General features: G+C 48.8%; 12 protein-coding genes and 1 other annotated feature. Of the genes, 6 read left to right on the top strand and 6 right to left on the bottom strand.

Features of this window, described 5'->3' with window-relative positions; genetic code table 11:
• Positions 1-10: 10 nt before the first annotated feature.
• Positions 11-1,276 carry a BaiN/RdsA family NAD(P)/FAD-dependent oxidoreductase gene (locus EGV91_RS01270; RefSeq protein WP_135500366.1) on the top strand — a complete coding sequence of 422 codons (1,266 nt, stop codon included), beginning with the start codon at positions 11-13 and terminating at the stop codon, positions 1,274-1,276.
• A 336-nt stretch (positions 1,277-1,612) separates the two neighbouring features.
• On the opposite strand, the gene leuS is transcribed toward EGV91_RS01270, so the two are convergent.
• From leuS to EGV91_RS01255, 3 genes are all read right to left on the bottom strand, one after another.
• Positions 1,613-4,024 (bottom strand): leucine--tRNA ligase, encoded by a 2,412-nt coding sequence (gene leuS / locus EGV91_RS01265; protein WP_135500365.1) that lies wholly within the window; start codon positions 4,022-4,024, stop codon positions 1,613-1,615.
• A gap of 77 nt (positions 4,025-4,101) precedes the next feature.
• Positions 4,102-4,308: a binding site (T-box leader), on the bottom strand.
• A gap of 45 nt (positions 4,309-4,353) precedes the next feature.
• On the bottom strand, positions 4,354-5,007 hold the full coding sequence (locus EGV91_RS01260; protein WP_135500364.1) for a 3-oxoacid CoA-transferase subunit B: 654 nt from the start codon (positions 5,005-5,007) through the stop codon (positions 4,354-4,356).
• A gap of 22 nt (positions 5,008-5,029) precedes the next feature.
• A complete protein-coding gene (locus EGV91_RS01255) occupies positions 5,030-5,716 on the bottom strand; it encodes a CoA transferase subunit A (protein ID WP_135500363.1) in 687 nt (228 codons plus the stop codon).
• A gap of 181 nt (positions 5,717-5,897) precedes the next feature.
• Between EGV91_RS01255 and mnmL the strand changes: the two genes are divergently transcribed.
• From mnmL to EGV91_RS01240, 3 genes are all read left to right on the top strand, one after another.
• Positions 5,898-6,851 (top strand): tRNA modification radical SAM protein MnmL/YtqA, encoded by a 954-nt coding sequence (gene mnmL / locus EGV91_RS01250; RefSeq protein WP_135500362.1) that lies wholly within the window; start codon positions 5,898-5,900, stop codon positions 6,849-6,851.
• Positions 6,848-7,414: a tRNA 5-(aminomethyl)-2-thiouridylate-methyltransferase MnmM gene (gene mnmM / locus EGV91_RS01245; RefSeq protein WP_135500361.1), complete on the top strand. Its 567-nt coding sequence runs from the start codon at positions 6,848-6,850 to the stop codon at positions 7,412-7,414. The genes mnmL and mnmM overlap by 4 nt, the downstream gene beginning before the upstream one ends.
• A gap of 81 nt (positions 7,415-7,495) precedes the next feature.
• Positions 7,496-7,918, top strand: coding sequence for a DUF948 domain-containing protein (locus tag EGV91_RS01240; RefSeq protein WP_135500360.1), 423 nt, complete (start codon positions 7,496-7,498; stop codon positions 7,916-7,918).
• 585 nt (positions 7,919-8,503) lie between these two features.
• Here EGV91_RS01240 and EGV91_RS01235 read toward each other — a convergent pair.
• Complete coding sequence (locus EGV91_RS01235; RefSeq protein ID WP_135500393.1) at positions 8,504-9,283, bottom strand: SDR family oxidoreductase; 780 nt, start codon at positions 9,281-9,283, stop codon at positions 8,504-8,506.
• A gap of 209 nt (positions 9,284-9,492) precedes the next feature.
• On the opposite strand from EGV91_RS01235, the gene EGV91_RS01230 reads away from it, so the two are divergent.
• Positions 9,493-10,539, top strand: coding sequence for a hemolysin family protein (locus EGV91_RS01230; RefSeq protein WP_135500359.1), 1,047 nt, complete (start codon positions 9,493-9,495; stop codon positions 10,537-10,539).
• Positions 10,540-10,631: 92 nt separating this feature from the next.
• Here the strand turns inward: EGV91_RS01230 and EGV91_RS01225 are convergent, their stop codons facing one another.
• Together EGV91_RS01225 and EGV91_RS01220 are read right to left on the bottom strand one after the other, a co-directional pair.
• Positions 10,632-11,645 carry an LLM class flavin-dependent oxidoreductase gene (locus tag EGV91_RS01225; RefSeq protein WP_135500358.1) on the bottom strand — a complete coding sequence of 338 codons (1,014 nt, stop codon included), beginning with the start codon at positions 11,643-11,645 and terminating at the stop codon, positions 10,632-10,634.
• Positions 11,646-11,666: 21 nt separating this feature from the next.
• Complete coding sequence (locus EGV91_RS01220) at positions 11,667-12,467, bottom strand: alpha/beta hydrolase (RefSeq protein ID WP_158290555.1); 801 nt, start codon at positions 12,465-12,467, stop codon at positions 11,667-11,669.
• Between the two features lie 92 nt (positions 12,468-12,559).
• On the opposite strand from EGV91_RS01220, the gene EGV91_RS01215 reads away from it, so the two are divergent.
• A complete protein-coding gene (locus EGV91_RS01215; RefSeq protein ID WP_135500356.1) occupies positions 12,560-13,075 on the top strand; it encodes a gamma carbonic anhydrase in 516 nt (171 codons plus the stop codon).
• Positions 13,076-13,317: the final 242 nt, after the last annotated feature.

The following is a 13,317-nucleotide window of genomic DNA, read 5'->3' as shown; positions in this document are numbered from 1 at the left end:
TTCTTATATTATGTATGACGTAATCATCATCGGCGGCGGACCATCAGGATTGATGGCTTCGATCGCCGCGGCTTCTAACGGCCAACAGGTTTTATTGATAGAAAAAGGCAAAAAGCTCGGCAAGAAACTGATCATCTCCGGCGGCGGACGCTGCAATGTCACGAACCGCCTGCCATTGGAAGAAATCGTCAAGCACATCCCCGGAAACGGCCGATTCCTTTACAGCCCGTTTTCCGTGTTCAATAACGAAGACATCATCAACTTTTTCGAAGGGCTCGGCGTAGCGCTGAAAGAAGAAGACCACGGCCGAATGTTCCCGGTATCTGACCGGGCACAGGACGTCGCGGAGGCAATGTTCAAGGAAATGGATCGCCTCAATGTCAAAGTGATGCTCGATTCCCCAGTCAAGAAATTATTGATGACCGACGAGAAAATCACCGGCGTGCGTCTGCATTCCGGCGAAGAGTTCACGGCGAAAGCCATCGTCGTCGCAGTCGGCGGCAAAGCGGTGCCGCAGACGGGTTCGACCGGCGATGGCTATCCGTGGGCGGAAAAAGCGGGCCACACGGTGACCGATTTATATCCGACGGAAGTTCCACTGTTGTCAAAAGAGCCGTTCATCGTCAGCCGTGAATTGCAGGGTCTTGCCCTGCGCGACGCCGCTGTTTCCGTGTACAATAAAAAAGGAAAAGTGCTCGTCACCCACCAAATGGATATGCTGTTCACCCATTTCGGCCTCAGCGGCCCGGCTGTGCTGCGCTGCAGCCAGTACGTCGTCAAGGAAATGAAGAAAAACGGCGGCGAGCCGGTGGAAATGCGCATCAATACGCTGCCGGGTGAAAATGCCGAATCGGCGTTCCAAATGCTCGTGAAGATGATGAAAGACGAGCCGAAAAAAGCCGTCAAGAATGTCTGGAAAAGTATCACCCAGGAACGCTGGCTCCTATTCCTGCTCGCTCGCGCCGGAATCGATCCGCAAGCGGTCGGTGCCGAACTCGCAAGCGACAAAGTACGAGTGCTGGCCCAACAATTGACTGCGTTCTCGATGTTAGTCAACGGCAGCCAGCCGATTGAAAAAGCGTTCGTCACCGGCGGCGGCGTTTCCATCAAGGAAATCGAGCCGAAAACGATGGCTTCACGCAAAAAGCCCGGACTTTATTTCTGCGGTGAAATCCTTGATATCCACGGCTACACCGGCGGCTATAACATCACCTCCGCTTTAGTGACCGGCAACGTCGCCGGCCAAAGCGCAGCCGCGTTTGCCAAAACAACTTAATTTTTATATCTGGCCGTCCGCTTTTGCGGACGGCTTTTCTTATAGGACCGGAATGACGATGAAAAAGATGCCGGTTTTTGATTTGTTTGCGGAATAAAGCAGTTTGTTTGCAGAATACCGATTTTGTTTGCAGAATCCGCTGGTTTGTTTGCAGTATCAGCGATTTATTTGCAGAATCCCCGGTTTACTTGCAGCAAATCGAAAACACTTGCAGCATCCATTGGTTTACTTGCGCCATCTTCATTTTACTTGCACTATCCCCTGCGTTACTTGCAGCAAATACTTGCAGCCGCATAAAAAAGCCTGTCCACCATCGGACAGGCTTTTCTATATATATTATGAAATGACGACGTTGACCAATTTCCCTGGAATCGCGATCACTTTGCGGACTTGTTTGCCTTCCGCAGCTTTCACGATTGCTTCGTCAGCTAACGCTGCTGCTTCCAATTGTTCTTTGGTGCTGTCTTTAGCAACAACGATTTTCGTGCGCACTTTGCCGTTCACTTGCACAACGACTTCGACTTCGTCCTCGATCATTTTCGACTCGTCGAATTCCGGCCAAACGGCGTACGTGATGGTTTCTGCATGGCCCAATTTCTCCCATAGCTCTTCAGCTACGTGCGGCGCGATCGGCGACAGCAATTTCACAAAGCCTTCGACATATTCTTTCGGAATCGAATCGGCTTTATAGCCTTCATTGATAAAGACCATCATTTGCGAAATGGCGGTATTGAAGCGCAAGCCTTCGAAATCCTCGGTCACTTTTTTAACGGTCTGGTGATAGACTTTTTCCATCTTGCCGTCATTTGCATCGGTGACTTTCGGGCTCAATGTACCTTCTTCGATCAACAAGCGCCAGACGCGGTCCAAGAAGCGGCGCGCGCCGTCCAAACCGTTCGTCGACCAGGCGATTGATGCCTCAAGCGGCCCCATGAACATTTCGTACAAGCGCAGCGTATCCGCGCCATGGCTTTCGATGATCTGGTCCGGGTTGACGACATTGCCTTTCGATTTCGACATTTTCTCGTTGCCTTCTCCCAAAATCATCCCTTGGTTGAACAATTTCTGGAACGGCTCTTTCGTCGATACCACGCCGATGTCGTAAAGCACTTTATGCCAGAAGCGCGCATACAATAAATGCAATACCGCGTGCTCCGCTCCGCCGATGTAGACATCAACCGGCAGCCAGTGTTTCAATAATTCCGGATCCGCCAACGCTTCTTCGTTGTTCGGATCGATGTAGCGCAAATAATACCAGCAGCTTCCTGCCCATTGCGGCATCGTGTTCGTTTCGCGGCGGCCTTTCATGCCCGTTTCTGGATGCACGACATTGACCCATTCCGTGATGTTGGCAAGCGGTGATTCGCCTGTACCGCTCGGTTTGATATCTGTCGTCACCGGCAGCATCAATGGCAAGTCTTTTTCATCGACCGGCGTCATCGTGCCGTCTTCCCAGTGGATGATCGGAATCGGCTCACCCCAATAGCGCTGGCGGCTGAATAGCCAATCGCGCAAGCGGTACGTGATTTTCTTCTCGCCGGCACCGTTTTCTTCCAGCCATGAAATCGCGCGCTCAATCGCTTCTTTTTTGTTCAAGCCGTTCAAGAAATCGGAATTGACCAGCTCGCCGTCGCCCGCATAAGCTTCCGATGAAATATCACCGCCGGAGACAACTTCAACAATCGGCAAATCGAATTGCTTCGCGAATTCGTAATCGCGTTCGTCGTGTGCCGGAACTGCCATAATGGCACCAGTTCCGTAAGTTGCCAGTACGTAATCAGCGATCCAGATCGGCATTTTTTCGCCGCTGACCGGGTTGACTGCGTAAGAGCCGGTGAAAACACCCGATTTCGATTTCGCCAGATCTGTGCGCTCCAAGTCGCTCTTCGTTTTCACGTCGTCGATGTATTTTTCGACTGCTTCTTTTTGCTCAGCCGCTGTAATCGACGCCACCAATTTATGTTCCGGTGCCAAGACAGCATACGTTGCCCCGAAAATCGTATCCGGACGCGTTGTAAATGCGCGGAATGAATGCTCCGTGCCGTCGACTTTGAATTCAAGTTCTGCGCCTTCGGATTTGCCGATCCAGTTGCGCTGCATGTCTTTCAAGCTTTCAGGCCAGTCCAAGTCATTCAAGTCTTCCAGCAAACGGTCTGCGTATTCGGTGATGCGCAGCACCCATTGGCGCATCGGACGGCGCTCGACCGGATGGCCACCGCGCTCGGACAAGCCGTCGATCACTTCTTCGTTCGCAAGCACTGTGCCAAGTGCCGGGCACCAGTTCACTGCGACTTCGTCGACATACGCCAAGCCTTTATTGTACAGCTGGATGAAAATCCACTGCGTCCATTTATAGTATTTCGGGTCTGTTGTATTCACTTCTCGGTCCCAATCATACGAGAAGCCAAGCTCCTGGATCTGGCGTTTGAACGTCGCGATGTTTTTCGCCGTGAATTCGGCCGGGTCGTTGCCCGTGTCGAGTGCGTATTGTTCAGCAGGCAATCCGAACGCGTCCCAGCCCATCGGATGCAACACGTCGAAGCCTTGCATGCGTTTCTGGCGGCTTAAAATATCCGTAGCCGTGTAGCCTTCTGGATGCCCGACGTGCAAGCCGGCTCCTGATGGATAAGGGAACATATCCAACGCGTAGAATTTCGGTTTCGAAAAATCCGTTTCCATTTTGAACGTCTTATTGTCTTCCCAATGTTTCTGCCATTTCTTCTCGATTTCCTTGTGCTTGAATGTCATTTCCAGTTCCTCCTCGAATTAAAAACGAAAACAGCTCAGGCACCTGCGGCAAAAAATAAAAACTCCCGTCCCTTGGAATAAGGGACGGGAGTTTTCCCGCGGTTCCACCCAAATTAGCGGTTTCCCGCTCAACTTGACTCCTTAACGCGGAAAACGGTGCGGCCTACTTGGTTTCGGCTGCACAGACTCTAAGGCGAGTTCAATTGTTTTTGACACCGGCTCGCACCTGCCGCCGGCTCTCTGTCGACAAAAAACAATTTACTGATCCTCTTCACTGTCAAAAGCTATTAAAGTTAATTTTAGCGGACACACCGTTTTTTGGCAATAGCTTACGATACTTTCACGTTATCCGTATTCAACGGCGCATCGGTAGAGTCGATGATGTCCTGGACTGTAAAGCCTTCAAACACTTCGATCAGCACCAAGCCGTTTTCCGTCACTTCCATTACTGCACGCTCCGTGATGATTTTGTTGACGACGCCTTTGCCCGTCAACGGCAGCTCGCATTGTTTCTTGATCTTGGAAGAACCGTCTTTCGCCACATGGTCCATGATGACGATGACTTTCTTCGCGCCGTGCACCAAGTCCATCGCACCGCCCATGCCTTTGATCATTTTCCCTGGAATCATCCAGTTGGCCAAATCACCGTTCTCAGCCACTTCCATGCCACCTAAAATCGCGACATCAATATGGCCGCCGCGGATCATCGCGAACGATTCCGCGCTGGTGAAATACGCCGCGCCTGGAATTGCCGTGACCGTTTCTTTCCCTGCATTGATCAAATCAGGGTCCACCTGGTCTTCTGTCGGGTATGGTCCGATGCCAAGCAAACCGTTTTCCGATTGCAGCACGACGCTTTTATTGTCAGAAATGAAATTGGCGACCAATGTCGGCATGCCGATTCCCAGGTTGACATAGTCTCCGTCTTTGATTTCCTGCTCCGCGCGGCGGGCAATGCGTTCTCTCACTAAGTTCTTATCCACAGTCTTCCCGTCCTTTCTATATCTATCGAGTTGTCAGGCGTTCGATGCGTTTTTCCTGTTTCGCTTGCAGCAAACCTTGGACGTAAATGCTTGGCGTCTGAACGTGGTTCGGATCGATGTCGCCCGTCTCCACGATTTCTTCCACTTCCGCAATGGTGATTTTCCCTGCAGCTGCAGCGAGCGGGTTGAAGTTCTGTGCCGTTTTGTTGTAGACGAGATTCCCCATCTTATCGGCTTTATGAGCACGCACCAATGAGAAATCCGCTTTCAACGCATGTTCAAGGACATATTCCTTGCCGTCGAATTCGCGGATTTCCTTGCCTTCCGCAATCATCGTGCCAACGCCAGCTGGTGTGAAAAATGCCGGAATTCCAGCGCCGCCTGCACGCATTTTTTCAGCCAATGTGCCTTGCGGCGTCAATTCCACTTCGATTTCGCCGGATAATACCTGGCGCTCGAATTCTTTGTTTTCGCCGACATACGAGCCGATCATTTTCTTGATTTGTTTATTTTTCAATAACAGGCCTAAACCCCATTCATCGACGCCACAATTATTGGAGATTACAGTAAGTTCTTTAACCCCTTTATCTACTAACGCCAAAATCAATTGCTCGGGGATTCCTACCAATCCAAAACCGCCGACCATGATTGTCGCGCCGTCTTGAATTTGGGCAACTGCTTCTTTCGCAGATCCATATATCGGTTTCATTTCAAGTGGCCTCCATTCTTCTATGTACAGAATTTTTTAAATTAAAGCGCTTTCCTTTTTAATTTAAACAAACTCCTCTACAAAACGCAATATCTAAGAATTGCGAATAGGGCCTCTGCGGCATGCCATTGCCGCGTCTTTTCCGGCCGTGATACAATAACCGCAGAGGAGTTGTTAGACAATGGATCATCTTTTGCCTTTTTCTTCCGACGGCAAACGTTATTATACGTGGAACCGCCATTTGCGGGACCATTTTGGCTTCAAGGTCATGAAAATTGCTTTGGACGCGGGCTTTGACTGCCCGAATCGTGACGGTACCGTAGCTTTTGGCGGCTGCACATTCTGCAGCGTGGCTGGCTCCGGCGATTTTGCCGGCGACCGCGTCGACCCGATCGATGTGCAATTCGAGAAAGTCAAAACGACGATGCACCGCAAATGGAAAGATGCGAAATACATGGCTTATTTTCAAGCCTATACGAATACCCACGCGCCGCTCGCAGTCATCAAGGAAAAATTCGAAGCCGCTTTGGCACAGGAAAATGTCATCGGCCTGAGCATTGCAACCCGTCCCGACTGTTTGCCCGACGACGTGGTCGACTATTTGGCGGAGCTGAATGAACGCACATATTTATGGATCGAGCTCGGCTTGCAGACAGTCCATGAAAAGACTGCGCTATTGGTCAACCGTGCGCATGACTTTGCGCTTTATCAAGAAGGCGTCGAGAAATTGCGGAAACGCGGCATCCGCGTCTGCACGCATATCATCAACGGCTTGCCGCTTGAAGACCGTGATATGATGATGGAAACCGCGCGCGAAGTCGCGAAACTGGATGTCCAAGGCATCAAAATCCATCTGCTTCATTTATTGAAAGGCACACCAATGGTCAAGCAATACGAAAAAGGCATGCTTGAATTTCTTGGTAAAGAGGAATACATCCGCCTTGTTGCTGACCAATTGGAGATATTGCCGCCAGAGATGGTCGTCCAGCGCATCACGGGAGATGGGCCGATCGATTTGATGATCGGGCCGATGTGGAGCGTCAATAAATGGGACGTCTTGAATGGCATCGATAAGGAACTTGCTGAACGCGGCAGCTGGCAAGGAAAACATTTCAAGAAGCGTGTGAAATCATGACATTGCAGCGCGTCCTGCCTTTCACTAAAAACTTATTGCAGCAAGTGGTCTCAGCCGGCGATTCGGCAATCGACGCGACAGCCGGCAACGGCCACGACACCCTTTTCCTGGCGCAGCTCACCGGCCCCGCTGGAAAAGTGTTTGCCTTCGATATCCAACAGGAAGCAATCGACGCGACGCGCGAGCGTGTCGCAGATTACCCGAATGTCGAGCTGTTCCACGCGAGCCATGCGGAAATTTCGGCGCGTGTCCACGAGCCGATTGCTGCAGCCGTTTTCAATCTCGGCTATTTGCCGAAAGGCGACCACAGCATCATTACGAAATCCGACAGCACGCTGCAAGCGATCGAGCAATGCTTGGAATTGCTGAAGGAAAACGGCTTGGTGCTGATCGTTATTTATTCCGGCCACGAAGGTGGCAGCGAAGAGCGCGATGCCGTCATGGATTTCGTCCGCGCTTTGCCCCAGATTTCTTATGACGTCATGCGGTATGAATTTATCAACCAGCAGCATTCCCCGCCTTTTTTGGTTGCCATCGAGAAAAAACGGTCCAAGAACGCATGATTGCTCTTCTCGCATGTTAATGCGGTGTGCAAAACGGGTATAAGATATCCAATACGCCAATAATATGAAGGAGGAAACAAAATGGAACCAGCAATGTATCTGTACATAGCATTAGCACTCGTCGTAATTGGATTGATCGTCGCAGGAATCGGGGTTTTCCTTTTGATCAAAGGAATGAAGGAACCGGTGAAAGAAATGAAAGGTTCCGCCAACAACTTGAAAGAGCGGATGGATAAGCTCAACCTGGAAACGACGAGCTTGCAGCACCGGACAAACGAAATAAAAGAAGACATGAACATGAAATCCGAAAAAGTCGGTTTTACAGTTGATGCATTAAAAGGCACAAAGAATTCAGTCGTTGACTTGAACGCATCGGTTCATGCCATCACTACGAACATCGCTACTAAGGTTGACCATGACAAACGCAACGCTGCTCAAGTCGACCAGTGGAGCAGCCAAGCAGTTGGCCTGATCGATATGGTGAAAAACCGCAAAACTTCGTAACAGCAAACGGTTTTCCAAGCGAAAACTCAAAACGAATCGAAAAAGGCAGCCTCAATGGCTGCCTTTTTTGACGTTCACCTACTTTTACGCTTATCCACTTTTTCAAGAATTTTGGTAATACCAAAACCGTTTAATGATAGAAAAAACATAATTATCCCGAAAACTCCTATGTAATAATCGTACGGTTCATTCAATAAATAACTCAGTGCAAATATAGGAATAGAAGCAATAAACGTCGATAGGAATACCATTTCCCCTATATGCCGTTTTAATCTTTTCCTTTTTTGTAGAGCATGCAAAAAGTATGCCGTTATATAGGTGGCCACAAAAAAGGCCAGTATGATTAAATTCTCCATTTGTCTCTCCTTCAAACAAGATTTTTATATTTAATCTGTAACTCCGCGTTATTCTACATTTACCCTAACTTTCTTTAGATAAAAGGCATTTACATAGAAACATCTGTAGGCAAAAAATCAGCAACGCTCCGTTTTTCATTGCCCAACTTCCATATAAAAAAAGAGCGCAGGCTTTAAGTTAGCCTTGCACTCTTTAACACACAAGTTTTTTTAAAAAGCACCCAGCCCTCTATCCCCTCATAAAGCCCCCTTCGGAATGGATGATTTGACCCGTGATCCATTCCGCATCTTCGCTGGCGAGAAATTTCACAAGCTTCGCAGCATCCCGCGGCTGGCCGAGCCTGCCTGTCGGGAATTTCGTTTCCAAAAAGCGTTTTGTTTCCCCAGTTGCCCATCCGGTATCGGTCGGACCCGGGTTCACCGCATTGACCGTGATGCCGAGCGGCGCAACTTCAGCAGATAATGTAATGGTCAATGCATCAATCGCACCTTTTGTCGCCGCATAAGCCAGCTCTCCAGCCATTGGGCCTTGAAACTGGCCTGAGGTCATATTGATGATTCTGCCCCCTTCTTTTTTCTTGAAACGCTGTGCAAATCCCGCACTCAGCAAAGCCGTTGCCCGGACGTTCACCTGGTAATGGCGGTCTAATTCGGTTGCCGTCAAACTGGCATAATCGGTAGCTGTCGAATACGCAGCGTTATTGACCAAAATGTCTGGTTCTCCGAATTCAGCTGAAACCCGGTCCAATAAAAGATCCACAAAATCGATTTGAGCCAAGTCCACTTCCAGGCTCGACACCTTAACGCCTGATGCCGTGAGTTCCTCTTGCAGCTTTTGGGGTTCTTCTGCACCTACACCCCACGGCATGCTCCTGTCGTATTCTGTCCAATAGGTAAAAAAGAGATGGCAGCCGCTTTCTGCCAATTCCCGGCAAATAGCGGCTCCGATGCCATTCAACCGGCTGGCTCCCGTGACAATTGCGATTTTAGCGTTGCTTTGTTGTTTAATTTTGGCCACTTTAACGCCCCCTTCTTCTTAGCACCCTTTTCTTAAGCGCTGGGATGCAGAATGCTTTTGTTGAGAAAATCATAAATTCAACTCTTTTTTTAATAAATTACAGGAACACTCTTCTATTCTGCGCATAATGCTAAATGATTTTCAACTTGCTTAAAATCGGGAATGGAAGAAGACAATTCCAATTGCAAGGAGATGTGCGGATGGGAATCGAACTGGCTATATTAATCTTATTGGTTTTGCTGAATGCTTTTTTTGCCGCTTCCGAAATTGCTTTGATTTCATTGTATGACAATAAAGTCATTAAAATGGCTGCAGAAGGCAACCTAAAAGCTGACATGATCGCTAAATTATTATCAGAACCAAGCCGATTTCTCGCCACAATCCAACTCGGCATCACATTTGCAGGATTTATGGCGAGCGCTTTAGCCGCCGATAGTTTTTCAAGTGATATGTCGATATGGCTCTTTGGCATTGGAATCCCAGGCAGCATGCAATTGCTCGAAACGGTGTCTTTGGTCGGCATCACGATAATTCTTTCTTATTTCACTTTGGTTTTCGGTGAATTGGTGCCGAAGCGACTAGCGATGCAGCGGGCAGAAACTGTATCTATGGCTGCAATCTGGCCGCTCTATCTATTGTCCAAAACTGCTGCACCTTTCGTAAAACTATTATCTTGGTCGACCAATACGATTCTCCGGTTATTCGGCGTCGACCTCCATAAAAAAGAGGAAGAAGAGATAGAAGAAGAAATCCGCATGCTGCTGGCAGAAGGCATCGGAATGGGCAGCATCCAGGAAATGGAACAGCTTTTGATCACTAATGTATTTGAATTCAATAATAAAACTGTCGCTGAAATCATGGTTCCTTTACAAGATTTGGTTGTAATATCAAAAGATCAAAGTTTGGAAGAAATCAGCCAAATCATGAAAGAACAGCGCTTTTCACGTTTCCCTGTTTACGAAAGCGACGTCAACCACATCATCGGCACTTTGCATGTCAAAGATTTATTCCGCTATAAGGAGCAGCCGGCATTGGGGCCTTTCGATATCCAAAAAATCATCCAGCCGCCTTATTTTGCGCACGAATTTCAGAAACTCGATGCATTATTCAAGAATATGCAAAAGGCCAATGTCCACTCTGCCATCATAATCGGATCAGACGAAAAAGTTTCAGGAATGGTTACACTCGAAGATTTGCTGGAAGAATTGGTTGGCGATATCAAAAATGAATTTGAAAAAAAACAATGACCACTTCCTTCGCAGCATTCGTTTTATAAAGAGCATTTCAGCGAGGCTGTCTGCCTTTTTTCTTTCTGCTTGGCAAAAAAACGCCAGACGAATCAACCCGTCTGGCGTTTTCTCATTTCTTCTGCAATCAGTTTATAAGAAGTCAGTTTATCTTTGAAATCATAAGTAATAGTTACTAGCATCACTTCATCTGCTGCATATCCCGCAGCCAGCTCTTCCAGCGCATCCACTACCTGAACCGGATCGCCAACAATCATACGCTTGCGGTTTTCCTCGACAAGTAATTTCTCGAATTTCGAATAATTGTACGCCAACGCTTTTTCCGGCGCTGGCGTCCCTGATAGCGGTTTGCTTTGAGCGCCGAATGCCAATGCCATATCCATCGAAGAAGCAACCCGCTCCGCCTGTTCTTCAGTTTCCTGGCAGACTGCGAAAATAGCGACGCCTTGATAAGGTTTGCTTCCATTGAATGGCGCAAAGCGCTCGCGGTACGAGCGCGCGAAACTTTGTCCGCCTTCGCCATTGATGAATTGGGCGAACATATAAGGCAGCCCTTTTTCCGCTGCCAATAACGCGGAATCTTGTCCGGAACCCAATATCCAAATAGGCGGTGCGTTGTCCGTCACGGGTGTCGCTTTCATGCCGTAATACGGATGGTCTTCCGGTATCGCATCGTCCAGGTACATCCGCAATTCATCGATTTGTTCAGGGAAACGGCTCGCGTCCCGCGCTTTGCCTTCATTCAAAGCGTAGCTAGCGCGCGGCATTCCGCCCGGCGCCCGGCCCATTCCGGCATCGATCCGCTCCGGGTACAACGCCTCCAGAAGCTTGAAATTTTCTGCGACTTTAAACGCTGAATAATGCGGCAGCATGACGCCGCCAGAACCCAGCCGGATGGTTTTCGTTACCGCTCCGAGATGAGCAATCAGCACTTCCGGGCTCGAGCCTGCCAATGTAGCCGCGTCGTGATGCTCGGAAACCCAAAAGCGCGTATAGCCACATTCCTCTGCATGGCGCGCAAGTTCCGCCGTATTTTTCAACGCTTCCTGCGGCGTACTGCCTTCTGCTATAGGTGACTGATCTAAAATACTGAATTTCAATGCCACATTATTCCTCCTTGCTTAGGGTTAATTCACAACGTAGCCGACCAAACGCAATGCATCTTTGACAAATGAATGGTTTGCGGCGAATATTTCTTCCCGCTGCTGCTCCAAAAACAAGTCGTGGCTGCAGCCGGTCCATTCTTTGTAGCTGAAATGTCCAAGCTGGCGGTCATGCAGCCAGCGCTTGGCATAACTTTTATCTGCAACTCTGTCATTTCCTGCAGTCTGGACCATGACCGGGATATCCGGAAAATGCCTTTTCGCAGAAATGGATTTTTTCATATAAGCATGCAGTTCGCGGTACCAGCCCATCGTCACAACTGTGCGGTAAAAAGGGTCGCCGCTTTCGGATTCGATCGATTCCGGATTGCTCGTTAAGTCTTCGATTTTCAAAGCGTGGTCAATGCGGAGGCTGCCCAAGTTGGAAAAGGCAGACGTCAAGACAGAAGGAGTTTTCAGCAAGTGGAGCCATGGCGAACTCAATACCACTCCAGCTATAGGAAAAGCCTTGCCGCTCAAAACATTCATCGCGATTGTCGCTCCGAGGCCGTGGCCTAAAACAAAGACCGGCAGCTCATTTTCTAAAGCAACCGCAATCGCCTGCTCCACTGATTTTTCGTAATCGCTGAAAGCTTCGTTATGCGGCTTGCTGCCGGGAATTCCGCGGCCATGCCCAGGCAGGTCCCCCATGATGACATGGAATCCGGAAGCCCGCCATTGTTCAATCAGCCACGCATATTTCATGTGGTGCTCATACGCACTATGTACAAGGACCATGACCGCTTTCGCCGGTCCTTCCGCTTCCCATTTCCACAAATCCATCATCCCCTTATCTTCATATGAACGCCAATATTTTGACCTTTGCATCGAATTTGATAGGATTAAAGATAGCTACTAACTTATTTGGAGGTTTTCCCATGATTTATCCGTTCCACGGCAAACAGCCGAACATCCACCCTTCCGTCTTCATCGCGGATTTCGCGACGGTTACCGGTGACGTCACCATCGGCGCAGAATCTTCCGTATGGTTCAATACCGTCATCCGCGGCGATGTCGCACCGACCATCATTGGCAATAAAACCAATATCCAGGATCTCTGCGTTTTGCATCAAAGCCCAGACAACCCGCTGATTTTAGAGGATAATGTCACGATTGGCCACCAGGTCACCTTGCACAGCTGCAAAATCCGCAAAGGCGCGCTTGTCGGCATGGGTTCGATCATCCTTGACGGCGCAGAAGTTGGCGAAGGTGCATTTATCGGAGCGGGAAGCCTCGTACCGCCCGGAAAAGTCATCCCGCCTGGCATGCTCGCACTTGGCCGCCCAGCAAAAGTTGTCCGTGAACTAACTGTCGAAGATAAAACGGACATGGAGCGGATCGTCCGCGAATATGCGGAAAAAGGCGCTTATTACAAATCGCTGCAAGAAAAATAAAAAGATTTTCGAGCCGGCCAAAAGCCGGCTTTTTTTATGCTGAGTATTTTCATGGCATGCAAATAGATTGATACCCATTATTTTTAGAATATTTAATTATTACCATTTATTCTACCATTTATCTCCAACTATTCAATGGCTTAGTCAGGCTGTTTTTATTCAAAAAAAGACGATCGGCACATTTGCCGATCGTCTTTTCTACTATTATATTCATTTATTCTGCAGCGACGCCTGATTGTTCT

Origin of the sequence: Planococcus koreensis (genome assembly GCF_004761975.1) — a bacterium.
GTDB lineage: Bacteria > Bacillota > Bacilli > Bacillales_A > Planococcaceae > Planococcus > Planococcus koreensis.
The sequence above is the reverse complement of the archived record's forward strand: the minus strand, read 5'-3'. Positions and strand labels throughout refer to the sequence as shown.

What these genes read in the sequence shown, in the direction of transcription:
- EGV91_RS01220 (WP_158290555.1), bottom strand. Translation starts at nt 12,467, where the DNA reads ATGATGGATTTGTGGAAATGGGAAGCGGAAGGACCGGCGAAAGCGGTC.
- mnmL (WP_135500362.1), top strand. Translation starts at nt 5,898, where the DNA reads ATGGATCATCTTTTGCCTTTTTCTTCCGACGGCAAACGTTATTATACG.
- EGV91_RS01240 (WP_135500360.1), top strand. Translation starts at nt 7,496, where the DNA reads ATGGAACCAGCAATGTATCTGTACATAGCATTAGCACTCGTCGTAATT.
- EGV91_RS01230 (WP_135500359.1), top strand. Translation starts at nt 9,493, where the DNA reads ATGGGAATCGAACTGGCTATATTAATCTTATTGGTTTTGCTGAATGCT.
- EGV91_RS01255 (WP_135500363.1), bottom strand. Translation starts at nt 5,716, where the DNA reads ATGAAACCGATATATGGATCTGCGAAAGAAGCAGTTGCCCAAATTCAA.
- EGV91_RS01215 (WP_135500356.1), top strand. Translation starts at nt 12,560, where the DNA reads ATGATTTATCCGTTCCACGGCAAACAGCCGAACATCCACCCTTCCGTC.
- mnmM (WP_135500361.1), top strand. Translation starts at nt 6,848, where the DNA reads ATGACATTGCAGCGCGTCCTGCCTTTCACTAAAAACTTATTGCAGCAA.
- EGV91_RS01270 (WP_135500366.1), top strand. Translation starts at nt 11, where the DNA reads ATGTATGACGTAATCATCATCGGCGGCGGACCATCAGGATTGATGGCT.
- leuS (WP_135500365.1), bottom strand. Translation starts at nt 4,024, where the DNA reads ATGACATTCAAGCACAAGGAAATCGAGAAGAAATGGCAGAAACATTGG.